Consider the following 23454-nt stretch of genomic DNA (forward strand, 5'->3'; position numbering starts at 1 on the left):
CAGCTTCAACAAGTTGCCTAGTTTTTTTTCAAAATGTCCTTTACAAAGGGTACACTTTACATTCAGACGGGTTTATATATTTCGCGCATGACATGGCGCAGCTCAGGCAAAATAATACGTTCCATGGCTAGTTTAACGGCTCCGCGAGAGCCTGGCATGGAAAATACGGCTGTACGCCCGATCGTTCCGGCAACCGCTCGGCTTAGAATAGCCGCCGAACCAATATCCTCCGTATAGCTGAGGTAACGGAATATTTCGCCAAAGCCCGGCAGTTCTTTGTCTAACAGAGAAGATACAGCTTCGTACGTAGTATCCCGTGGAGCGATGCCCGTACCTCCGCTTAACAGCACGGCTTCGATATCATCTCGCACAACGGCATCTTGCAGAATGCTTTGAATGCGTTCGGTCTCATCCGGAGTAATGATATACTCCACGACCTGATAACCCGATTGGTGCAACAACTCGTGCATCAACTGACCGCTGGTATCCGTCTCTTTGATGCGTGTATCCGAGACCGTGACAATCATGCAGGCTACCTTTTGTGGAGCCTCCTGCCGGTGCTGTTCAACTGAATTAGTCATTGCAAATCCTCCTTGAATCAACATGTCTTCATAGCATAGACCATTCATGTAATTCAAGCAATGAAGTTTTCATCAGAGTAGCTGTATAGAACGACATAGGCACGGCCCATATTGCACAATAATTAAAGGATAGTGTACACTCGCTTAATAGAGTCAGACTAGTTACATGATTGGCAGAGAGGTGTGTGTATGATGAATAACATCAATGAACAAGGAAAAAACATTCCTGTATATATCCTGTCCGGTTTTTTGGGCAGCGGCAAGACGACATTGCTCGTCAAACTCATTGAATACTGGAAGCAGCAGAATCTGCGTCCAGCTGTCGTAATGAATGAGCTGGGTGAAGTGAATCTGGATGGCCAGATCGTGGATGAGGAAGTGCCTATGACAGAAATGTTGGGCGGATGTATCTGCTGTACCGTACGCGGTGATCTTGGACTTCAACTTGCAGAACTCGTTCAGGAAGAGTCACCGGACGTTATCGTAATCGAGGCAACGGGTGCGGCGAATCCGATGGAAATTTTGGATGCGGTAACGGAGACTTCGTTATATATACGCTTGGAGCTAAAAAGTTTGATCACCGTGGTGGATGCGGCACATTTGTCGGGTCTGTATAATGAGCAAAAGGGTAAAACCTTCAAACTGATGCAGGAGCAGATTCGCTGTGCTTCCGTGCTTCTTTTAAATAAAACAGATCGGGTTCAGGCAGAGCAACTTCAGGAATTAGAACAGCTTTTGAATAAATGGAATGGCTTTGCTCCTGTAATTCCTACGGTAAAATGCGATGTGCAAATGGAACATTTGCTGCACAGCGGTGCTGACGTACACATCGAGCGGTCAGGGACAGCGGGTGACGAGTCAAACCTTGTAGTAGAACCTCATGTGCATACAGATGCATGTCGTACGCATGGATGCAATCCTGCCCATGATCACACGGATCACCGTGACAGTGACCAACACGAGCATTCATCCAAGCCTCACACGTCACATGAACATGTTATGGTATATACCCATTATTTCAACAAGCCTGTGAACAGCGAAGCGTTCGAACAGTTCGTGGCTGCTTTGCCTCGTGATGTATACCGCGCGAAGGGAATCCTTTCATTCAGTGATACCGCAAGCCGATTCTGGTTTCAATATGCCTATCGTGAATCGGATTACATGAAGATTACTCCCCAAGGTGATGTGCCTAATGTAGCTGTGTTTATTGGCGAGCATTTTGATCAAACTGCCATTCGTGAACAACTACTGGAAATGGAAGCGGTAAAACAAGACTAGGCTAATGGTTCAAAGTTCCTTCCTGATGGGTATTAAGAAGCATAGCAAACTTTGCCTGGGAGGTAACTTTAAATGACACAACAACAATACCAACAATGTATCGATGCTTGCCTGGAATGCATGAATGCTTGCAACGTATGTTACATATCGAGTCTAAAAGAATATGATTTGGCGATGCTGCGTGATTGTATCCGCTTGAACCGGGAATGTGCTGACATTTGTGCATTTGCTGCACAAGCAATGACTCGTGGAAGTGACTTTATTAGTGAAATCTGTGAACTGTGTGTCAAAGCATGTGAAGCCTGCGCAGCCGAATGTGGAAAACACGGGCATGCTCATTGTCAAGCCTGCGCGGAAGCTTGCCGCAAATGTGCCGAAGCTTGCCGCTTAATGGCAGTGGTTGCTTAATCAATATGTACAATTAGACGAAATAACAGGCTTGCTAATCCTTACCAGGATAAGTATAATGGTCTGAAATGAATGAAACAGAAATATCCGTGATCGGGAGAGTAACCCAGATTCAGGCCATGACAGCGAGCCGGGGCAGGTGTAAGCCGGTATGTGTTAATCTGCGTGAAGCGCACCCGTGAGATGGTTATCCGAAGCCATATATGACTCGAATTGGAGCATGTCTGATGGATTTGAGGGTAATCCGGGATGCAACCGTTACTTGCACCGAGCGGAACAGTTCTATCTGACGATGCAGTTTGATGCATTTCAGTTGACTGTTCACTTAGAGTGGTACCGCGGGAACTGTGAACACAGCTCTCGTCTCTTATTGTTGAAGAGACGAGAGCTTTTTTGCGTTTATTTTAGATGATATATCATTCGGAGAAGGAGTGTTGGACGTGTTAATGAAACAGGCTGCCGTTCAGATTGCCCCGTTGACGGGACTAACAGAGGAAGAAGTATTGAGATTGTTGGAGATTCCACCGCAGGAGGAGATGGGAGATGCCGCATTTCCCTGCTTTACGTTAGCCAAGACACTAAGGAAAGCACCTGTCGCTATTGCCAGTGAGATTGCAGCTGCACTTCAGGATGATGGTATGCTTGCCGCGGCTGCGGGGCCTTATGTTAACATCCATTTTGACCGGGAGGCCCTGGCATTGCCATTGCTTGAGGAGATCGGTAGCAAAACATTTGGTAAACTGCAGTTGGGACAAGGCTCGCGCGTTGTGATTGATATGTCTTCGCCTAACATCGCCAAACCTTTTGGCATTGGGCATTTGCGGTCCACTGTCATTGGTGCAGCATTGTATCGTCTTTATAACGAAGCGGGTTACACCTCCATTAGTGTGAATCACCTGGGGGACTGGGGAACTCAGTTTGGCAAACAAATCGCGGCATATAAACGGTGGGGAAATGAAGAAACGCTGCAAGCCGATCCCATCCGTAATTCTCTTGAGCTATATGTTCGTTTCCATGATGAAGCAGAGCAGGATCCGTCTCTGGAGATCGAGGCAAGGGACTGGTTCCGCAAGCTGGAGCAGGGAGATGAGGAAGCACAGCGGTTATGGGCTTTCTTTGTAAATGTGAGTATGCAGGAGTTTAACCGGATGTATGAACGTTTGAATGTGGATTTTGACCATACGCTGGGTGAGAGTTTTTATAATGACAAAATGGGCGCAGTTGCCCGGGAGCTTCAGGACAAAAGGCTGCTGGAGGAAAGTGAGGGTGCGCTCGTTGTACGGTTGGATGAAGAGAACATGCCGCCGTGTCTGATCATCAAAAAGGATGGAACTACAATCTACCCAACCCGGGATTTAGCAACAGCGCTCTATCGTCATGATGTGATGCGGGCAGAGCGGTTGTTATACGTTGTTGGTGGGGAGCAAAAGCTACATTTCCATCAGGTGTTTACGGTATTGTCCAAGATGGGCTATGACTGGGCAGCGAATTGTGAGCACATTCCGTTTGGTTTGATGCGTTTCGAGGGACGTAAGATGTCCACACGTCGAGGGAAGGTTGTCTTTTTGCAGGAAGTATTGGATGAAGCAGTCGCTCGTGCCTTACAGATTATACAGGAAAAAAACCCGAATCTGGAACAAGCTGAGCAAGTCGCTGAAGCCGTTGGTGTGGGGGCTATTGTCTTTGGTGATCTGCGTAACAACCGGATGAACGATATCGATTTTTCGCTGGAAGATGCGGTCAGTTTTGAAGGAGAGACCGGGCCTTATGTGCAATATACCCATGCCCGGATTCAAAGTGTGCTTCTCAAAGCCGCCAATGTATCGAGTGAGGAACAGGAACGTATGAATAACCATCCAGGGGCTGTTGTCGGCAATACATCGTGGGCATTGTTGAAGTTACTTAGTGACTACCCGTCCTATCTGGAAAAAGCAGTGCTTCGCAACGAACCTTCGGTCATTGCAAAGTACACGATTGACGTTGCACAGGCCTTTAACCGTTTCTATCACGCCGAACGGATTGCGGACGCACCAGCTGACATCAGAGCTTTTCGGGTCAAGCTGGCAAAACACACCGCTGAACGTCTGGCTTACAACCTGTCCTTACTGGGTGTGCAGGCTCCAGAACGGATGTGATGGTTCCCTAGTATTTCTGCAGCATGTTCGTTTGGGTAGGATACACCCTAAGAAGATCCGAAGTTAGACGCCGCCCTTTCCGGCAACTTGAATGTTGTTTGCGGTTTGGTTACGATAGAGGCATAATAAACAGTCAAGATGCACGGAATGGAAAGGAGCGCTCGCATATGCATAACACGGATTTCCAGAATGATTTCATGCTGGACAGCGAACACTCCAAGGAACTGTTTGCCTATTACGGCTTGGCCGTATATTATGGACAGGCGCTGGAACAGCAACTTGTTAATCTAATTTTGTTAACTAAAATATCGCAGGGCAAGGTTGTATCCGAAGAAGATCTGGAGGAATTGTATGAGCGGAAAATGAGTAGCTCACTGGGACAACTCATTCATGAAGCACGGCATCATTTTCCGTTTTCGGAAGAAGAAACGAACCAATTAAATGAATTATGGCAGCAGCGGAATCGGATCGTGCATCATTATTTCAAGGAACGCATTCATGAAACCTTCAGTCCGGAAGGTCGGACACGTATGATCAAGGAATTGGATGATTTCAAAGAACGTGCACAGGAACTGGAGATGACGCTCCAGCATTATATAACTGCCTGGATCGCAGCATTGGGATTAAACGATGAATCTGCAGCGGCAAGGGCTGCTTTGGAACGAATGCATGCTGGAAGTCTACAAGAACGGAAACTGGATGAGGAAGCATAAGCACTAGTCATCCCGTCCAACGTATCTATAAATATTGAACGGAGAGGCTGGAATTAAACTTTAAAGAGGAAGTCCGTAGATTATAACAAAACCCGCTTGGACAGTAACCGGAAGGCTGCTGCACAGAGCGGGTTTTATGTGTTAAATATGTGGCTGAGTATATCTGTTGCATAACATTTGGTGAATCAAATTGGATTCAAAGAAGGTTAAGCATTTCCGCCTGCGAGCGATGAAGAAGCTGTGCTGAAGGATTCTGCTGAACGAGCTGAACCATCGTTAGATGTTTCTCCTTGAACCCCCTGTTGCAACTGATACATCTTATAGTAACGACCTTTCAGTGCCATCAGCTCCTCATGCGCACCCTGCTCTACAATTCTTCCACGATGCAGAACGAGAATTTGATCTGCGGAGCGAATCGTTGACAGACGGTGAGCAATGATGAAGGTGGTGCGTCCTTTTTTGAGGACCTCCAGTGCGTTTTGAATCAGTGCTTCCGTTTCGGTATCAATGTTGGCCGTCGCTTCGTCCAGTATCAGGATCGCTGGATCAAAGGCAAGTGCGCGGGCAAAAGAAATCAACTGCCGTTGTCCGGCAGATAACGTGCTACCTTTCTCAACAACCGGCTCGTCAAAGCCTTTTGGCAGATGCGCCAGAATACGTTCTGCCCCAACATCACGCAAAGCTTGCTCAATGCGTTCCCGGGATATTTTTTCATCACCCAGACTGACGTTGGAAGCAATCGTACCTGTGAAGAGATAAGGGTCTTGCAACACAATGCCCATATGCTCCCGAATCCATTGTTTAGGTAGCTCTGTGACATGTTGTCCGTCAATCGTAATTTTACCTTTTTGCGGATCATAGAACCGGAACAGCAAGTTAATGATGGAGCTTTTACCTGAACCGGTGTGACCGACCAGGGCTACTGTCTGACCTTGCGATGCTTTGAACGAAATATTGTTCAGCACATAATCTTTTTTATAAGCAAACGACACATCGTCGAAGACTACGTTTCCTTTGTATCTCGGCATCGATCCGTCCGTAACCGGTTCTCCTTTTTCATCCATCAGCTCAAATACACGGCCGGCGGAGACAAGAGAGGAGTCCAGGTTTGCGAGCTGATTCACCATACCGATGATAGGCTGGAACAAACGTCCCAGAACATCAACAAAGGCATATAACACACCAAGTGAAATAATACTTGTGCCGGTTATTGTGCCTGACCCAAAGTACCACAACACAACGGCAAAGGCGATATTCCTAAGCACATTCACCAGGTTATGTGAGGTAAATGCGTTCAGGTTCAGCATCTTGTTCTGATGTTTCATATAGTCTTCATTCAGCTCTTCGAATTCTTGCCGGGTTTGCTTCTGACGGCGGAACACTCGAATGATGGACATACCCTGAATGGATTCATTAATGATCGCATTAATCTCACTTAGCCGCGAGCGGATGATCGTGTTATAACGGGTAGCGAACTTGCGATAGAGCACAATCCAAGCAATGAGCATTGGCACAACGAACAGGGAGATCAGACCCAGGCGAACATCGAGAATGAAGAGAGCAACGTACACCCCTGTAATCGTAATAATGCCAGAGAAAAAGTTGGACAGCACGGCAACGAACAGATCTTTAACGGCCTCGGTATCATTGGTGACCCGGGATACGACTTTACCTGCGGGCAGGTTATCAAAAAAGTTCACGGGTAGACGCTGAATGTGCGCGTACACATCATTGCGAAGCCACTGGATGACCTTGTTGGCAGAAGATTGCAGCCAGAAGGTTTTACCGAACTCCATAATAACGGAGATCACAAGAAAGATCAGATAATACACAATCAATTGATAGATGCTTGGCATCTCAGGTTTGTAAAAGGCAAAGAGTTCGCCGGCAGACAGCGGTACAGCCGCGTATTGCCCGGTGACTTCACCCGCGCGAGTTACCGTCAAGGTTCCGTTCGCATACGAACGGTCACCTTCTGGAGCGCTGACCGGCTCGTTAACGAAATAAAAGCTTTTGCCAGCTTGCAGTACCCGCACCTCGGTTCCTTTTGTTTCGTTGGGTGCAAACAATCCTTCGCGTTTATAGTTTTTTCCTTGATAGACTGCTGCTTCATTCGAAGTGGCTGTCTCATAAAACGGCTGCTCAATGGCGAGCAAATGATTATCAATCATAGATTTGGCGATAAAGGGTCCGGCGAGTTCAGCCGCAACACCAATCGTCAACATGATCAAGGCAGCGATGAATGTACCTTTTGCTTTCAAGGCATATTCCAGCAGCCTTTTACCTGTATTGGACTTCAATGAGTTAACCTCCTACGTGGACAGATTGGACTCCACCTGCTGCCGTTCATATTGTTCACGGTACCAGCCGTTCTTGGCGAGTAGTTCCTGGTGAGTGCCTTCTTCCGTAATTTTACCGTGCTCCAGCACGATGATCCGATCTGCGTGTTCAATGGCGGACAGGCGATGCGTCGAGATCAATGTTGTTTTGCCCGAGCGTTTGTTGCGGATATTTTCGATGATTTTGGCTTCTGTACGAGCGTCAACGGCGGATAAGGCATCATCCAGAATGAGGATATCCGGATCAGCAATAAAGGCCCGAGCCAGGGATACACGCTGTTTCTGTCCACCGGACAGGGCGATACCCTTCTCACCTACGAGTGTATCGAGGCCGTCAGACAATGTTCCGAGATCACCGTCAAAGGCAGCGGTTCGAATGGCTTCCATAATGACATCATCAGACGCATCCGGCTTACCGAATTGAATGTTCTGACGAACCGATTTGGAGAACAACACTTGCTCCTGCGGCACATATCCAATCCAGCTGTGCAAGTCATCCTTCGCAATATCCTCGATCGAATGTCCCGAAATGCTCAGTGTACCTGAACCGGCAGGATATTCATGCAGTAGCTGTTTCAGCAGTGTAGATTTTCCGCTTCCCGTACGTCCTACAATGCCGAGTGTTTGCCCGCGCTGTAGTGTAACGTTGATATGACTGAGATTATCTACAGTGGAGCTCGGATACCTGAAAGTCACATCTTTCATTGAAATTTCGTCTGGCTGCGTAATGTGAACAGGGTTTTCTTTATCCTGAACAGCGGGTTCAACCGATAACGTTTCGTTCACCCGATCCAGGGAGGCGCTACCACGCTGCATCAGGTTAATTAATTCGCCGATGGCAAACATCGGCCAGATCATCATCCCTAGGTACATGTTGAACGATACGAGGTCTCCCAGGGTGATTTCATTGTGGAATACAAGATAAATACCATAGGCCAGTGCTATGACATAACTTAGGCCTACGAATAGTCTAATGGTTGGTTCAAACAAGGCATCCATCCGGGCGACTGCGAGGTTTTTGCGATATACATCTTCTGTAACGTCGGCAAATCGTTTCTCGTCCAGACGCTCCTGAACGTACGCGCGTACAACTCGGATGCCCGCAATGGACTCTAACACCTGATCATTCATATCACCGAAGGCATCCTGTGCCAACGTGTAACGTTGATGCACAGCTTTACCATAAATCATCATGGCAATGGCGATAAAAGGCAGGGGCAGAATCGCAGCCAAGGTTAGCTTCCAGCTGACGAGGAAACCCATGGCGAACAGTACAGTTAAGAGAAATGCTGTCGAGTCTGTTAAGGTGAGCATGCCGAAACCGGCAGTCGTAGCAATGGAACGAAGATCATTGGTGGCACGAGCCATGAGATCGCCGGTTCTGTTTTTTTCAAAAAAGGGCGGTGTCATCCGCAGCAAATGATCCATGAAGCGAGAGCGCAACAAGCGTTCTACAAGATTGGCTCCGCCGAATAATCTGTGCATCCATATGTACGTTGTCAGATAGATAATGATGACCGTGCCGAGAATAAGTGCAATGTAAAGCGTTAATGAGGCGCTGGTAATGGAGCCGCGCACGATCTCATCGATAGCGTTCCCCAAAAGGCGCGGGGGCAGCAGTTCAGCAATGCCCACAAGGATGAGCAAAATGACACCAATGAGGTATCTTTTGCGTTCCAGCCTGAAGAACCAGGCCAGGTTTTTAAGTACAGAGAACAAGTGTTATCCCTTCCTTTCAATGTCCAAGAAATGCAGATTTTCGCTCAGTTTGGCTATAAATGCTCACAAAAAAAGACACACCGCACGCAGGCGGTATGTCTTGGTTCTTCATACGGCAGCATGGACTCCGAGAGCAGAGCCGCCGCCGTACATAAGATATTGTGAGCAAACTAGGCAGGGGTCTGATAAAAAAGAGACACCTGAAGTGCTGTCTTAGAACGGAAAAATGATTTCGGGGATACTCCGGTATTCAATTGTGTGTGAATATGAACCAACTTATGTCTTTTAAACACCGTAATCACCCTTTCTTGTTAATGGAAATAAATGCAATGTAAACCTCGTATGTTTGCATCTTACCACCGGATTTTACAATCTGTCAAACATTTTTCACAATATCGTAAGCGTATGTATGAATTGCAGGGTTTGTGTTCAAGACGCTCTAGCGATATGATGTAACATATATATACAAAAGGAGCTGACATCATATGAGTACCATACATGTATCCGATCAAGCTGCTCGCTGGTACAAAGAAGAATTGAACCTGAATGAGGGAGACAGCATCCGCTTTTTTGCCCGTTACAGCTCTGGTGGAGGTCTTCATCCGGGTTTTTCATTGGGAATCGCCGTTGAAAAACCTAGACATCCTGCGGATCAAACGGAAGTATCCGGCATTCAGTTCTTTATGGAAGATCACGACTACTGGTATCTGAAAGGGCATCAGCTGCATGTGGATGTCGTCGATGAAGGCCGGGATATTGAATATCGTTACACTGAAGTGTAGTAACACTATCTAATATTAACACATCAACACGAGGATCAAGGAGGGATGAGGAGTGGATCTGCCAGCGCGGGATATACGCCAATATATTGCCAAACGTGCGAATATAGTGGTGAAAGCGGCCGTGATGGCTGCGAACGAACAAGGTAAACTACTGCTCATCCAGCATGCCGAACAGGGGCATTGGCGTATGCCTGTTGGAGAGATGCGCCCTGGTGAGACCATCGAAGAGGCAGCGCATCGTGAACTTTGGGAAGAGACCGGGTGGACAACAGAGCTGATGAGTTTTGAAGCGTTGTACTCTGGCCCGGAATTGCGGAAAGTGCATGCGAACGGGGATGAGGAATACTATGTCATCGCTTTGTTCAAAGCCCGAATTATTCAGGATAACCTTGTGGAAGCGCGTGTAAACAGCGATGCTGGTTTGAAGTTTTTTGATTCGAACGCACTGCCTCCAATGAACAACATTAGCCAAACGCTACTGGAACAGTCCGGCTTGAAGTGAATTTGGTAATATTTTTATATAAACACTAGTTATATTTCTCCTCGGAGCAACACGAACGAATACTGAAGTGACAGGATGAAACTTCAGTCTGTATTTCGGTGCACGCATTGGGAAGCTGCAGTGTGTACAATCTGCAACTGAAGCGTGTAAACTCAAAAAGAGACCTCGACTTCCACTACATAGTGGAAGTCGAGGTCTCTTGCATATATGTCCTCTAACGATTACACCTGATCCAGTGGCTCGTCGTCCATGGCAAAATCAAAATCATCAATATCAAACACCTGCACGGGTGATTCCGACTCAATGATTCGGGCAATGAGTTCCACTTGATCGGTCAGGATGGGAATGTCCAGACGCTGTGATGTGAGAATAAGCTCTGTCTCAATCGGGTCAAAATACTCTCCATATTGGGCGGTATCCATCGCGTTAACAATCGTAATGGAGGCTTGATCGCCAAACAGGATGGAAGGGCTTTTTGCCCAAGGGACAGCCAGGGCACGTTCAATTTTCTTCTTATTCAACGGCTCCTCTAAGTAGGAGATCAATTCATTGATTTTGGTTTTAACGTGCTGGTCATCTGTGGGATTATCCATCATGGGATCAGCACTGCTCTGAAATTCGTATAGTTCAAGGATGGTGGTGTAAGGAACAATATATTGTACAGGCGCCGGCGGCGAAAGTAATTGACCGTAGATGGCCACCATCACGGCTTCGGTAACAAAGGGACGTGACATGGTTCCTGAATCCTCCTGAGGACGATAAACGTCGTGAAGTGCTGAAAGAGTTCATCTGACAATAGAAGAAAGATGCTCATTGACTGTTGCAGATGCATGTACTTGATTGCATGAATAGAAGTATAGCACAGAGCGGTGGGAAATACAGCCAATTTGCAAAAGCCTACATGCTTCCCGAGCGGATCAGGATTTGCCTAAAAGCAGGGACAGGATGCCAGCCGCAATCAAAGGGCCAACAGGAACGCCTTTGAACAAGGCAACACCAAGAACGGTACCGATCAAGAGGCCTGCTACAACCGTTGGCTGTGTAGTCATCAGTGAAGCCCCGCGTCCACCTAGATAAGCGACAAGCAGACCAACCCCGATCGCGAGCAGTGACTTCCAGTGCAGGAACGATTCACCGATGGTCTGTAGACTCATCTTACCGCTGGCGAGAGGAGCCATTACGCCAATCGTCAGAATGATGATGCCAAGCGTGAGCCCGTATTTTTCAAGCCAGGGAAAGGCCTGATTCACGTTCAGCACACGAAGCAGCAACAGAAATACCATCGCAACAGTTACCGGTGTATTACTGCTAATGATGCCAAGCGCCGCAAACACAAGCAACAGGAGAGAGGTCATGTCCATCGACTTCATTGCTCCTCAGACTTAGCGCGATTTTTGCCGTTCGGATCTTCTGTTTTGCTAATAATATGTTCGGCAATGTATCGTCCATGCCAGCGGCCTGACTCGATAAACACTTCATTGGCATTACGTCCGGAAGCGATAACACCGCCCACGTAGATGCCTGGCACACTGCTTTCCATTGTCTGTGGATTGTATAATGGTTTATCCATATCTTCTGACATCTCTGCACCAATGGAAGTTAATAACTGACGGTCTGGTCTGAAGCCGGTCATGGCGAGCACAAAGTCATTCTCCAGTTCAGTCTCAGAGCCGTCTGTATGAACAATACGGATCGAGTCATCCAGAATTTCATTGACACGGGAGCCCAGATGCAGCGTAATGTGATTTTTCTGAACCATACTTTCGAACAACGGACGAACCCAAGGTTTGATATGCTCCGACAGACCTGTGCCGCGGTAGACCATATCAATATGAGCGCCTACCCGGACAAGCTCCATAGCGGCATCGACAGCTGAATTACTTCCGCCGATGATGGCTACACGTGTGCGGGTGTACGGATGAGCCTCGCGGAAATAATGAGTCACTTTATCCTTGTCTTCACCAGGGATACCGAGGTAATTCGGGTGATCAAAGTAGCCAGTAGCTACGACGACATGGCGGCCTTTATGAATAATGACTTCACCGCGCCGATTCACCGTATGTACCTCGAAAGTGTTGTCTTCTTTACGCTGGATCTCACGGGCTTCCTCATAATTATGAACACGCAGGCCGAAATGTTCGGCTACTTTGCGATAATAGGCTAGTGCTTCATAACGAAACGGCTTCTCGTTCGGGGAGCTGAACGGCACGTTTCCAATCTCAAGCAGCTCAGCTGTACTGAAGAACTGCATGTGCGTTGGATACAGATAGATGGATTGTACGATATTGTGTTTCTCAATAATGACAGCGGACAATCCCACCCGCTCACATTCAATGGCTGCAGATAGACCGCATGGGCCTCCGCCAATAATAATGACATCTTCCATGTTCTTAATCCTCCTTCATACAAGCAATATAATCCTACCGTAAATAACACTTCAATGCCAGTTCTGACGCGGACTGCAATGTGATAATAATTCAAACATTTAATTGGATTGACTTCCCAAAAAGGAAAGGCTAATATCTAATTAGATGATCATCTAATTTGAATCGAGGTGTATAACGATGCAACTGGAGAAAATTGTGGCCTATCACAAAGCCTTGGCCGATCCAACCCGGCTTCGGATGTTGTTGCTGCTCTCCGAAGGAGAACTGAATGGACAAGGGCTGGCGGAACGCCTCAATCTGTCGCAGCCGACGGTGACACATCATGCTGCCAAGCTGAGAGAAGCTGCACTCATTCAGGAGCGGCGAGAGAGAAATACGGTTTATTTTACATTGAACCCTTATTTTATCCGTGAACATGCTCAGGCTTCAGTTGATTTTATATTCAAAAGAAAGGAGCAACCTGAGATGACAGATGTGAATGAGACCCTTAAAACGTCCATCATGAGAAACTTTTTCTCCAAAGATGGCCGGCTGCGTCAGATTCCAGCACAGTATAAGAAAAAGCTGGTTGTGCTTGAATATTTGATGGAACAATTAGAGTTTGGACGCAAATACAGCGAGAAAGAAATCAATACGTTTATTCAGAACTATCATGAGGACTACGCAACCCTTCGTCGGGAGTTTATTATGCATCAGTTTATGTATCGCGAAGACGGAGTATATGAGTTGAATCCTCGAGAAATGTGGACAAGATGGGATCAGGTCAAATAAAGAGAGCACGGCAGCAAAAAAAAGAACGGGCTTGACAAACGCTTAGCAGGCTGTGTAACATAATGGCATATTCTACAAGGGAGGCGATGTTAATGACAAATCTAACGGCAGTATACGTGGAGTTGAATAGGAACAGCGTCTCCGGAACGGATCAAGGTATATCAATTTTGCTATAGTTGGATAGAGATATCCAGTCTTGGCGAATAATGAGTATACCTTCAGACAAAGTCACGGGAGATGTTCCCGTGGCTTTTTTGTATGCCTGTAAGGGGAAGATCCAGGACATTTGCATAACGGAATGGGTAAATAATCGTTATTCAACATGCTTTGGAAGCTTTCTTTTATTCGTGTAACTATGTATTGCCACGGGTGCAAACAACCTCGTGGTTTTTTTGTTTAGATCTGTAATCGGAGATGCTGGAAGAAGTCGTAGAGCAAGAACGAAACGAAAAAAGTGAGATAACCATCTGGGAGGAATATTTATTTTAAATCAACGTATTGAAAAGAAGAGTATCGAAAACTATGGCTGGTCTGCGGCCTGGGAGAAGCAGTGGTCTGAGGAACAATGGGGATCAGAATCCAGACAACCTGCCCGTATTATAGCGGATCACGGGCACATGCTGCGCCTAATTACAGTCGACGGAGAATGCTGGGGCAAAGTGTCGGGAAAACTTCGGCATGATAGTTTGGAGACTGGACTGGCACCAGCCGTTGGCGATTGGGTAGCCGTGACACGCGAGTCAGGTGGGGAAGCGATCATTCATCATCTGTTGCCACGTCAAAGCCGTGTGTCCAGACAGGCGGCTGGACCTGTAACGAAAGAACAGCTCATTGCTGCCAACGTAGATACACTTCTGATCGTTGCAGCGCTCAATTTTGATTTTAACCTTAGAAGACTTGAAAGATATGTGTTGATGGCTTGGAATGGAGGCGTTAGACCCGTCATTGTTCTGAGTAAAAGTGATCTCTGTGACGAAGTGCAGGAACGGATCAGCGAGGTAGAGGGGATAGCGCCGGGCGTGGAGGTACTGGCAATCTCGGCGGTGGAAGGACAAGGGAAAGAACTCCTGGAAGCTTATTTGAAACCAGGGGTAACCGTAGCGCTCACGGGTTCTTCGGGAAGTGGTAAGTCTACACTGGTTAACTGGATGATGGGTAAAGATGTGCAGGCTACACAATCCGTTCGTGAGGGAGACAGCCGCGGAAGACACACAACGACACACCGGGAAATGTTTGTATTGCCGCAGGGAGCTGTCTTGATCGATACGCCGGGCATGCGCGAACTTCATCTCTGGGACGAGGGAGAAGAAGGCCTTTCCCAGGCGTTTGGAGAAATTGAAGAGTTGTCTGGTGCGTGCAGATTTATGGATTGCAGTCATACGAAGGAAGAGGGCTGCGCAATTAAAGAGGCTATTGAAAACGGTGAACTGGACGAGAAGAGGTTGAATAATTTTCTCAAGATGCAGAAGGAGTTGCAATATCAGCGGCGCAAGGAAGAGGTGGCTTCGAGAAAACGTACAGCTTCAAGCAAACCGGTCCAATCACGCAAGCCGAAGCATGCAAAGCGGGGCAAAGATTGGGAACAGGACTGAGTTGAGGCGGGGCATCCGTATTTGTCTTGCATAGGATAAGGCAGGAGGGATGTCGTGATGCCGAATTACAGAATAATCGTGGATTTGTCTGACCATATGTTATATCTACTGGATGGAGATCACGTCGTGAAGGGGTATCCCGTAGCCACAGGCAAGATGCTTACCAGTACTCCAAGCGGTGAATTTACGATTATCAACAAACAAGAGAATCCAGGAGGACCTTTTGGTGTGCTCTGGATGGGTTTGTCCAAACCGCATTACGGTATTCATGGAACCAATGAACCTTGGTCGATCGGCAAATCCGTATCGCATGGCTGCATACGCATGTACAATTCGGATGTGCTGGATTTGTCCTCCAAAGTATCTGTGGGAACACGAGTTACAATCCGGCCTTAGGCCGGATTGTGCTTCTTTGATAGTGAAAGTGTTTAATGTTACTACACTATTTAATGTGAAAAGAATCCAGTTCAAAAGAAAGGGAGTAGAAGTCTTTGCGAATTAGACTGGCACGTGAAGGGGATGCACAAGGGATCGCATACGTACATACAGAGAGCTGGAAAACAACATACCGGGGAATCGTGCCAGACGATGCTTTGGATCATTTGACTACAGAATCCCGATTATCCCAGTGGGAGCAGCAGTTACAATCTAGCGAAAAAGATCAGATTTTGATCGTCGCTGAGGATCTGGATGGGAAGATTGTCGGTTTTGCCTGTGGAGGTAAGGAACGCCAAGCGTTACCCTATGATGGCGAACTGTACGCCATTTACTTGTTGCAGTCTTATCAGAAGTCTGGAATGGGCAGACAACTTGTCGAGCGGGTGGTTCTTCATCTTGAGACATGCCAGATGCGGAGTATGATCATTTGGGCTCTGCAGCAAAATCCGGCGTGCTGTTTTTATGAAAAATTAGGGGGCATTCCTGTCCATACAAAGTGGATTCGTATGGGGAAAAAAGATCTGGCAGAAGTCGCCTATGGTTGGTCTGACCTGACTTCTTTTCATCATATGTAGTCCAAATGATCGGCGGCATATTGTCCAAGTCTGAACCGCATTGAGGTTGCGCTAACCGTTTGTCTAACTTCGAACTAGGTTAATGAATGAGACATTCTTTATATATGTACATTCTAATCTTAAGATCGGAGGCGTACGTAATGACTTTAGCAGAGAACCAACATGCAACCGCGACGTGGACTAAACAATATATTACTGGTAAATGGGTGGAAGGCTCAGGGGATAAAATGCTGGAGAATATCAACCCGTATTCGGGTGAGGTGATCGCTACCTGGCGTTCTTCCAGTCAAGATGATATCGATCAGGCTTATGTGTCCGCTCAAAAGAGTGCAGTGGAATGGCAAGCAACGCTGCCTTCCGTTAAGGAAGGGGTACTCCGTAAAATGGCGTCCCTGATGGATGGACGAAAAGAAGAGATTATCCAGCTTCTCATTACGGAATCAGGCAGCACACGAATCAAAGCAGAGGCGGAATTTGCTGCAGCGAAACGTATTGTGGACGAGTCGGCTTCGTTTCCTTTTCGAATGAAAGGGGAACTGCTTCCGTCCAACACGCCGGGCAAAGAAAATCGGGTAATCCGTGAGCCTAAAGGCGTTATCGGTGTCATTGGGCCATGGAATTTCCCTCTGCATCTATGTCTTCGTTCAGTTGCACCCGCGATTGCACTCGGCAACGGTGTAGTTATCAAACCGGCATCAGATACCCCGATAACAGCAGGATGGCTGATTGCGGATCTGTTTGAACAAGCGGGCCTGCCTGAGGGTGTATTAAATGTTGTCGCCGGAAGTGGCAGCGAAATTGGGGATTATTTTGTAAAACATCCAGTCCCTAAAGTGATCTCGTTTACAGGTTCTACGGAAGTGGGTAAAGGCATAGGCAAACTTGCTGGCGAGCACCTTAAGGAAACCGCACTGGAGCTTGGTGGCAACAATGCGATGATCGTCTTGGAAGATGCGGATATGGAGCATGCGGAACAGGCTGCGGTATTCGGCAAGTTCCTGCATCAGGGTCAGATCTGTATGGCGCTGAACCGTATTATTGTGCATGAAAATATCTACGATCAATTTGTTGAGTCGTTTGTGAACAAAACGAAAAGCATACAAGCGGGTGATCCGTCTGACGAGAAAACACTGGTCGGGCCGCTAATCCGCAAAAAAGAAGTGGAACGGCTGCTCGAATTAGTCAAACAAGCTACGGACGAAGGTGCACACTTAATGTTAGGTGGTACTCACCAGGAGAATGTGCTCATGCCCACGGTGCTTGCAGACGTGAAGCCGGAACAACCGATTGTACAGCAGGAACTGTTTGGCCCGGTAGCCATCATCATGAAAGCTAAAGATGAGCAGCAGGCTATCAGGCTGGCTAATGATACTCCTTATGGTCTAAGCGGTTCTGTATTTACGGGCAATCTGGAGCGGGGATATCAGGTGGCACAGCAGATCGAGTCCGGTATGGTACATGTGAACGATCAATCAGTGAATGATGAGGCTCATGTCATGTTTGGTGGAGAGAAATCGTCTGGCCTCGGTCGTTTTGGCGGAGATTGGGCGATAGATAAGTTTACACGTACACGCTGGATTAGTTTACAGCATCAATTTCGGGAATATCCGGGCGTGAAATAAGTCGAATATGCATGAATGGAGAGATGCAGTCCGTTGCTGATCCGAGTCGGTTCGGAATGAAGCGACAGGAGGTGCATGGAGCTCGTCTCAACGCTGTGGGGACGGGCTTTTGCATCATTTTACAACAGATGAAAATACGGCTTACAATTGAATGAAAAAATGGTTTAGGCACGTCTTGTTCTGGTTATTTATGGATACACGGAACGAAATTCTCCGTAAATATCTTGGCAAAGGGGCTTGGAACTCATGTCCATTGACCGCTTTATTTTGAGGAAATTAAATACCTGTCAGGAAGAACATACACGTGCCAATCTGGTTAGATTGTTTGTCATTCGTATTCGGAAAGCCGAGATTGCGGAAGAGCATGAAGCGTCCTATGTGTTGGAGAAGTTACAGTAATGCAAAAAACGTGAAGCAAGTAGTCACATTAGGGGAGCTATGGCAACGGCAGTTCACCTCTTGTGATAACTCGGCGTAAAAGAACGTGAAAAAGGAAGCTTGTCCCTGGAGGGAAGCTTCCTTTTTCACGGTAACGTATAAACGCTGGAAAATGGGCTCTTCTTCAATATAAGGATAGAGCAAGAGAGTCATTTTCACTGCGGCTGTGAAGAATAGCTTCGCCGCCAACAATTTCAATACTAATCAAAGAGCGCAGACATTTTTGCAAAGCGCGTTTACCGTTACTGATTTTATGCTCAAGGGCACTGCTAAGCAATCTTAATGTTTTTTGCACAGGTTGTTTGTTTTCTTGATTGAAATATACAGGAATTGATTTGTCTTGAAAAGTTATTAGAGTTCTCACTTGAAATCACCTCACGGAGTTATTTCATACAGGTAATATTAAATACCAATGCTTAAAATTACCTTAAAATCAGCTTATGAAAACATAAAGGTGGATAAAGTTTGAAAAGTGTTCACAATTCAATTGTGGACGAAGGAATAAAAGTCCCGAATGATCTGTTGTATTTTTCTATTAAATGGGAAATAAAATGAAATTTTCGCATCGTGGCAAATTTTAAATTGAATTATGACACGAAAGTTCTGAGTCTATCGGACGATATTTTAATGTATACGTGGGTCATATGTAACAAAATTACAGCGAATGCGTTGCAAACAAGGGTTTTATATAAGAAAATAGGATGGAATACCGTTTCACTCGCATTTTTTTGATTTAATCTGACATTAGGACAATTTACATATGAGACCTTGGGAGGGATTCACATGATTCTAACCGTGTATTCCGGCAGGGAGGAAGACGAATGGTTCGACATTGAGGTTCCGGATGAATGCACCATTGAACATCTAAAGACATTACTCGGTGTACGAATATTCGGACAAGCACCTGGAGATGGCATTCAGTATATATTGGAGGCTAAATTTCCGGAGGGGCTGTGGTTTACTCCTCATAACGCTCAGCAGTTGATGGAGACAGGGCTTCGCCAGGGAAGCTGTGTGCGCGTACAACGTGCATTTTCAACGACTTCTGAAGAGGCGCCGATCTACGGAAGACGCTCGTTATTTCAGCAGGAGAGCAACGAATAAGGTTATAAAGCGTATCATTAATTGAATAACTAAAAGGAGGTCTTTTCTTCGTGAATGTGTTATACCAGCGTTCTCCGAGAATGACACCGGTTTTGAAGGAAGAAAGCCTCGAAATCCTCAGGCCGCCTGCAGAACCGAACAAACCTACGTTTTCCATGATTTCAATCGTTGTTCCCGTGATGATGACGATGGTCAGCATCGGTTTCTACGTATACATCAATATGACTGGCAAAATGAATAACAGCAATTATATGATGTTCCAGATGATGACGGTTATGATGATGCTTACATCGTATACCATCCCGTTCTTTGTATATCTAAGCAATAAGAAATCGTATCGCAAAAAGATCGAGGAACGCAAAGCGATGTATCTCGCACAGCTGGAGAAACATCGTGAAGAGTTGAAGGCAGCACAGGCTGAGCAGGTGAAAAGCCTGCATGAGATTCATGGTGATCCGTCTGTATGCCTGCAGGTTGTAAAGAACCGGCATAGCTCTCTCTGGGAGCGTTCTCCGGAAGATGAAGATTTTCTACAGGTGCGTGTCGGGACAGGGGAAATTCCGTTTCGTATCAAACTCCAGGTTCCACGCATTGATGGCTACGAGAAGGATGAATTGATTGAGGCTGCTCATGCACTTGCTGCTGAATTTCAGACGGTACCCGATGCTACGATAACCCTGCCTCTATTTGAATCCAAGGTAATGGGACTTGTAGGCGAACGGGAAGAAGTGATGGCTTCGCTACGGGTTATCGTCTCGCAACTCACGGTAAGGCACTCACCGGATGAACTGAAGCTTGCTGCATTTTATGAAGAAAAGGACACCAAGGAGTGGGAATGGCTCCGCTGGTTGCCCCACATCTGGGATGAGGATCAGGGACAGCGTTATATGGCCGACAGGCACAGCAGTGCGCATCAATTGGCGGACAGCTTGTTTTCCGTGTTGAACCGCCGTCGTAATAATAAGGAAGAGCGCTACAAAAAAGCGGTGCAAACGCCTTGTTATGTTGTTATTCTTTCAGAGACTCAGCTAATTGAAGAAGAACCTTTACTTCCTTTGCTTCTGGAGGCTGCGCAAGAGATTGATGTATGCACCATTGTACTGGCGAACCGTAAGCAGTCACTGCCCATGCATTGTCAATTAATTATGGAGGCGTCCAAAGACAAAGGAGTCTACATTAAAAAGACGGAAGATGCGGATGTCATCTCACAAACGTATAAACCGGATGTGATCTCCAAGGAGACGGCAGAAGCTCTATCCCGTTATATGTCACCGATTCGCCTGAAACGTTCCTCCGCTTCAGAGATTCCGCAAGTGCTCCCGTTATTTGATATGCTCAGCACTTCACATGTAGAGGATCTGGACGTGGTATCTCGCTGGGGACAAACCAGATATCCGGATACACTGCCTGTACCCATGGGGGTAAGAGCTGGAGGTAAAAAAATCTCCATTAATTTGCACGACAAAATCGAACGGCAAGGGCATGGGCCGCATGGTCTGATTGCGGGTACAACCGGTTCGGGTAAAAGTGAGGTTATCCAATCTATCGTTGCTTCACTGGCTGCCGAGTTCCATCCGCATGATCTGGCTTTCATGCTAATCGATTACAAGGGCGGGGGCATGTCCAATACCTTTGTTGATCTGCCGCATGTCGTAGGTACCATTACGAATCTGGATGGCAATTTGATTGAGCGGGCTAATGTTTCGCTTCGAGCAGAACTGGTCAGAAGACAGAAAATTCTAAATGATGCAGGCAACCTGCAGCATATTGATGAGTATTATAAAATTTTGCGTTCCAGACATGAACAACCACTGCCACATCTCGTTATTATCATTGATGAGTTCGCTCAACTGAAACGCGATCAACCGGAATTTATGGATGAGTTGATCAGCATCGCGGCGATCGGCCGGACGCTAGGCGTTCACCTTATTCTGGCAACACAAAAGCCTGCGGGCGTCGTCGATGATAAAATATGGAGTAACTCCCGTTTCCGCATCTGCCTTCGTGTACAGAGTGAGGGAGACAGCAGAGATATGATTAAAATTCCGAATGCTGCCTGGATCACCAAGCCGGGTCGAGGTTATTTTCAGGTCGGCAGTGACGAAGTTTTTGAAGAAATGCAATTTGCCTGGAGTGGTGCACCTTATAACCAGCAGGAGGATTCAACAACGGTTCTGCCTGTAATGGAAGTGCGCCTGAATGGTAAACGCGAGCCTCTGCTGACGGGAGAGCGAAGAGCTGTTCTGAAGGGAGAGGATGTACCGAAGCAGCTGCAAGTGTTTATTGATTATGTTGCAAAAGCAGCTAAAGATGCAGGAATAGAACGTTTGCCTGGACCTTGGCTGCCTCCGTTGCCAGAGACACTGGAACTGGATAGTCTTCATGAATGGCAGGAAAAGGAAAACAGGGAACCTCTGCTTGATGGTGGCGCTAATGGTCTAAAACCGTTGGTAGGTATGCTGGACGATCTGCCGAATCAGCGTCAGCTGCCCCTGGCACTGCCTGTAGATCAAGGACATCTTGTCGTGTACGGCATGCCTGGTCTTGGCAAAACGACCTTTGTTCAGACGTTATTAATGTCTCTTGCCTGTACAGAGCGCACAGAGCCATGGAACGGATATATTATTGACATGGGCCGTATGATGAAAGATTTTGCGGGGCTGCCGCAGATCGGCGGAGTGATGATGGCTGAGGAGGAAGATCGAATCAAGCGGTTGTTCCGTTATATTCTGAAAATATCGGCGCAGCGCAAAGATATGATCTCGGAAGCCGGGGTAAAAACGATCTCGGCTTATCGCCGGACCGCTCATGCAGCGGTGCCACAGATCGTGGTGGTTATTGATGGGTATATGTCCTTCCGCAATGCTTATCCAGATGAAAATGAATCGCTGGAGACCATCCTGCGAGAAGGTGGAAGTTTAGGTATTACCTTTGTGCTGACCGCGAATCGGGTCACGGATATCTTTGAGAAATTCAGAAGTAATATTCAGAACGCTGTTTCATTTGAGCTGTCTGATCCGAGTGATTACTATTATGCTGTGGGACGTCCTTCCAAGGCTCCTAGCCAGCTGCCACCAGGAAGAGGTCTTGTGAAGGGGCAAGTCCCTCCGCTGATGTTCCAGGCCGCGCTGCCTTCTTCCGGAGCGGATGAGGGTGAACGCTCATCCGCATTGCGGCGGACAATTGCTGCAATTCGTCAAGGGTGGACAGGGGAAGAGGCACCGCAAATAGCACCGCTGCCGGAAGAAATCATGCTTAAAGACCTGCTTGTTCGTACAGGTTCCTTTGGTAAAGTATGGGAGACTTCAACGGTGAATGTACCTGTAGGGCTGCTTACGGATGATTTGGAGCCGTTTGAACTTCATTTGCGTGAAGGGCCACACTTTATGGTGACAAGTCCAATGGAGGGCGGTAAGACAACTTTCTTGCAAACCTGGATGTTGTCACTGGCCTATCATGCTTCACCTGAGGATGTGCAAATATACACGGTAGATATGAGATATGGCTCAGGTGGTTTGGGAGAAATCAGCGGTTTGCCCCATGTCCGCGGACATGTATCGAGGGAAGAACAGCTTGCGCCCGTCATTCAGGAGTTGTACGATGAAGTTCTAAAACGCGGTGAGATTAAGGGTGGGCCGGAAATCGTGCTTGTTATAGATGATGCGGACACCTTATCCAAACAGCTCACTGATTTTAATGTAAAAGATCAGCTCGGAGTTGTTGTTCGTCAAGGTAGGGATCGGGGGATTCATGTTATACTCTCCGGAGTTCCGGCAGACTTCCCAACGTTTGGTTCCGATTGGGTAAGTGATGTAAAAGCGTCTCAAAGCGGATTGCTCTTAGGGACTTTAGACCCTAATGATCTCTCGTTCTTCCGTATACCTTATTCGGAATCCGGAGGGACCACAGGTGGGCTTAAGGTACTGCCACCGGGTCAAGGTTATTATATAAAACGCAAATATTCCAGGGTTAAAGGTGCAGTTCCGTGCGATAACGGCTGGAATATGAATAATTGGATTACAGAAATTCGTGACCGATGGCATGTTGTAGTTTGAGGGGAGGTGGCTCAT

The 23454-nt window shown here is 47.0% G+C and carries 21 protein-coding genes and 1 other annotated feature; of the genes, 14 read left to right on the forward strand and 7 right to left on the reverse strand.

The genetic code is table 11. The features are described from left to right. Positions 1-62: 62 nt before the first annotated feature. Positions 63-581, reverse strand: a complete 519-nt coding sequence (locus ACUTVW_RS18955; RefSeq protein WP_445647205.1) for a MogA/MoaB family molybdenum cofactor biosynthesis protein — start codon at positions 579-581, stop codon at positions 63-65. 189 nt (positions 582-770) lie between these two features. On the opposite strand from ACUTVW_RS18955, the gene ACUTVW_RS18960 reads away from it, so the two are divergent. From ACUTVW_RS18960 to ACUTVW_RS18975, 4 genes are all read left to right on the forward strand, one after another. Continuing rightward, positions 771-1859 (forward strand): CobW family GTP-binding protein, encoded by a 1089-nt coding sequence (locus tag ACUTVW_RS18960; protein WP_445647206.1) that lies wholly within the window; start codon positions 771-773, stop codon positions 1857-1859. Between the two features lie 72 nt (positions 1860-1931). Continuing rightward, positions 1932-2267, forward strand: coding sequence for a four-helix bundle copper-binding protein (locus ACUTVW_RS18965; protein WP_445647207.1), 336 nt, complete (start codon positions 1932-1934; stop codon positions 2265-2267). Positions 2268-2347: 80 nt separating this feature from the next. Continuing rightward, positions 2348-2638 (forward strand) — a binding site (T-box leader). A 69-nt stretch (positions 2639-2707) separates the two neighbouring features. After that, entirely contained in the window at positions 2708-4402 is a 1695-nt protein-coding gene (gene argS, locus ACUTVW_RS18970; RefSeq protein ID WP_445647208.1) for an arginine--tRNA ligase, read from the forward strand. Positions 4403-4569: 167 nt separating this feature from the next. Beyond that, complete coding sequence (locus ACUTVW_RS18975; protein WP_445647209.1) at positions 4570-5115, forward strand: hypothetical protein; 546 nt, start codon at positions 4570-4572, stop codon at positions 5113-5115. 206 nt (positions 5116-5321) lie between these two features. On the opposite strand, the gene ACUTVW_RS18980 is transcribed toward ACUTVW_RS18975, so the two are convergent. Both ACUTVW_RS18980 and ACUTVW_RS18985 read right to left on the reverse strand, forming a co-directional pair. Further along, on the reverse strand, positions 5322-7415 hold the full coding sequence (locus tag ACUTVW_RS18980) for an ABC transporter ATP-binding protein (protein WP_445647210.1): 2094 nt from the start codon (positions 7413-7415) through the stop codon (positions 5322-5324). Positions 7416-7427: 12 nt separating this feature from the next. After that, on the reverse strand, positions 7428-9173 hold the full coding sequence (locus ACUTVW_RS18985) for an ABC transporter ATP-binding protein (protein ID WP_445647211.1): 1746 nt from the start codon (positions 9171-9173) through the stop codon (positions 7428-7430). Positions 9174-9658: 485 nt separating this feature from the next. On the opposite strand from ACUTVW_RS18985, the gene ACUTVW_RS18990 reads away from it, so the two are divergent. Both ACUTVW_RS18990 and ACUTVW_RS18995 read left to right on the forward strand, forming a co-directional pair. Further along, positions 9659-9955 (forward strand): HesB/YadR/YfhF family protein, encoded by a 297-nt coding sequence (locus tag ACUTVW_RS18990; RefSeq protein ID WP_445647212.1) that lies wholly within the window; start codon positions 9659-9661, stop codon positions 9953-9955. Positions 9956-10007: 52 nt separating this feature from the next. Further along, positions 10008-10457 carry an NUDIX domain-containing protein gene (locus ACUTVW_RS18995; protein WP_445647213.1) on the forward strand — a complete coding sequence of 150 codons (450 nt, stop codon included), beginning with the start codon at positions 10008-10010 and terminating at the stop codon, positions 10455-10457. A gap of 221 nt (positions 10458-10678) precedes the next feature. On the opposite strand, the gene ACUTVW_RS19000 is transcribed toward ACUTVW_RS18995, so the two are convergent. The 3 genes from ACUTVW_RS19000 to ACUTVW_RS19010 form a co-directional block, all read right to left on the reverse strand. Next, complete coding sequence (locus tag ACUTVW_RS19000; RefSeq protein ID WP_445647214.1) at positions 10679-11191, reverse strand: ADP-heptose synthase; 513 nt, start codon at positions 11189-11191, stop codon at positions 10679-10681. 183 nt (positions 11192-11374) lie between these two features. After that, entirely contained in the window at positions 11375-11818 is a 444-nt protein-coding gene (locus ACUTVW_RS19005) for a DUF441 domain-containing protein (RefSeq protein WP_434751610.1), read from the reverse strand. A gap of 5 nt (positions 11819-11823) precedes the next feature. Then, complete coding sequence (locus tag ACUTVW_RS19010; RefSeq protein WP_445647215.1) at positions 11824-12843, reverse strand: YpdA family putative bacillithiol disulfide reductase; 1020 nt, start codon at positions 12841-12843, stop codon at positions 11824-11826. A gap of 178 nt (positions 12844-13021) precedes the next feature. Between ACUTVW_RS19010 and ACUTVW_RS19015 the strand changes: the two genes are divergently transcribed. The 6 genes from ACUTVW_RS19015 (at position 13022) to ACUTVW_RS19040 (ending at position 18241) form a co-directional block, all read left to right on the forward strand. Then, positions 13022-13615 (forward strand): DUF2087 domain-containing protein, encoded by a 594-nt coding sequence (locus ACUTVW_RS19015; RefSeq protein ID WP_445647216.1) that lies wholly within the window; start codon positions 13022-13024, stop codon positions 13613-13615. A 617-nt stretch (positions 13616-14232) separates the two neighbouring features. Continuing rightward, positions 14233-15207, forward strand: coding sequence for a ribosome small subunit-dependent GTPase A (gene rsgA, locus ACUTVW_RS19020; RefSeq protein WP_445647217.1), 975 nt, complete (start codon positions 14233-14235; stop codon positions 15205-15207). Positions 15208-15264: 57 nt separating this feature from the next. Further along, positions 15265-15603: a L,D-transpeptidase gene (locus ACUTVW_RS19025; RefSeq protein ID WP_445647218.1), complete on the forward strand. Its 339-nt coding sequence runs from the start codon at positions 15265-15267 to the stop codon at positions 15601-15603. Positions 15604-15698: 95 nt separating this feature from the next. Beyond that, complete coding sequence (locus tag ACUTVW_RS19030) at positions 15699-16220, forward strand: GNAT family N-acetyltransferase (RefSeq protein ID WP_445647219.1); 522 nt, start codon at positions 15699-15701, stop codon at positions 16218-16220. A gap of 140 nt (positions 16221-16360) precedes the next feature. Beyond that, positions 16361-17842, forward strand: coding sequence for an aldehyde dehydrogenase family protein (locus ACUTVW_RS19035; protein WP_445647220.1), 1482 nt, complete (start codon positions 16361-16363; stop codon positions 17840-17842). A gap of 246 nt (positions 17843-18088) precedes the next feature. Further along, positions 18089-18241, forward strand: a complete 153-nt coding sequence (locus ACUTVW_RS19040; protein ID WP_445647221.1) for a hypothetical protein — start codon at positions 18089-18091, stop codon at positions 18239-18241. 163 nt (positions 18242-18404) lie between these two features. Here ACUTVW_RS19040 and ACUTVW_RS19045 read toward each other — a convergent pair whose 3' ends face one another. Further along, complete coding sequence (locus ACUTVW_RS19045) at positions 18405-18644, reverse strand: hypothetical protein (protein ID WP_434751602.1); 240 nt, start codon at positions 18642-18644, stop codon at positions 18405-18407. 419 nt (positions 18645-19063) lie between these two features. On the opposite strand from ACUTVW_RS19045, the gene ACUTVW_RS19050 reads away from it, so the two are divergent. Next, positions 19064-19384, forward strand: coding sequence for a hypothetical protein (locus ACUTVW_RS19050; RefSeq protein WP_445647222.1), 321 nt, complete (start codon positions 19064-19066; stop codon positions 19382-19384). Positions 19385-19434: 50 nt separating this feature from the next. Next, positions 19435-23439 (forward strand): type VII secretion protein EssC, encoded by a 4005-nt coding sequence (essC, locus tag ACUTVW_RS19055; protein ID WP_445647223.1) that lies wholly within the window; start codon positions 19435-19437, stop codon positions 23437-23439. Positions 23440-23454 lie beyond the last annotated feature (15 nt).

Source organism: Paenibacillus sp. TSA_86.1, assembly GCF_052691815.1.

Bases quoted from the DNA above. Each gene is read 5' to 3' on its own strand.
- ACUTVW_RS18955 (WP_445647205.1), bottom strand. From the start codon at position 581: ATGACTAATTCAGTTGAACAGCACCGGCAGGAGGCTCCACAAAAGGTA.
- ACUTVW_RS18960 (WP_445647206.1), top strand. From the start codon at position 771: ATGATGAATAACATCAATGAACAAGGAAAAAACATTCCTGTATATATC.
- ACUTVW_RS18965 (WP_445647207.1), top strand. From the start codon at position 1,932: ATGACACAACAACAATACCAACAATGTATCGATGCTTGCCTGGAATGC.
- ACUTVW_RS18975 (WP_445647209.1), top strand. From the start codon at position 4,570: ATGCATAACACGGATTTCCAGAATGATTTCATGCTGGACAGCGAACAC.
- ACUTVW_RS18990 (WP_445647212.1), top strand. From the start codon at position 9,659: ATGAGTACCATACATGTATCCGATCAAGCTGCTCGCTGGTACAAAGAA.
- ACUTVW_RS19000 (WP_445647214.1), bottom strand. From the start codon at position 11,191: ATGTCACGTCCCTTTGTTACCGAAGCCGTGATGGTGGCCATCTACGGT.
- ACUTVW_RS19005 (WP_434751610.1), bottom strand. From the start codon at position 11,818: ATGGACATGACCTCTCTCCTGTTGCTTGTGTTTGCGGCGCTTGGCATC.
- ACUTVW_RS19010 (WP_445647215.1), bottom strand. From the start codon at position 12,843: ATGGAAGATGTCATTATTATTGGCGGAGGCCCATGCGGTCTATCTGCA.
- ACUTVW_RS19015 (WP_445647216.1), top strand. From the start codon at position 13,022: ATGCAACTGGAGAAAATTGTGGCCTATCACAAAGCCTTGGCCGATCCA.
- rsgA (WP_445647217.1), top strand. From the start codon at position 14,233: ATGCTGCGCCTAATTACAGTCGACGGAGAATGCTGGGGCAAAGTGTCG.
- ACUTVW_RS19025 (WP_445647218.1), top strand. From the start codon at position 15,265: ATGCCGAATTACAGAATAATCGTGGATTTGTCTGACCATATGTTATAT.
- ACUTVW_RS19035 (WP_445647220.1), top strand. From the start codon at position 16,361: ATGACTTTAGCAGAGAACCAACATGCAACCGCGACGTGGACTAAACAA.
- ACUTVW_RS19040 (WP_445647221.1), top strand. From the start codon at position 18,089: ATGTCCATTGACCGCTTTATTTTGAGGAAATTAAATACCTGTCAGGAA.
- ACUTVW_RS19050 (WP_445647222.1), top strand. From the start codon at position 19,064: ATGATTCTAACCGTGTATTCCGGCAGGGAGGAAGACGAATGGTTCGAC.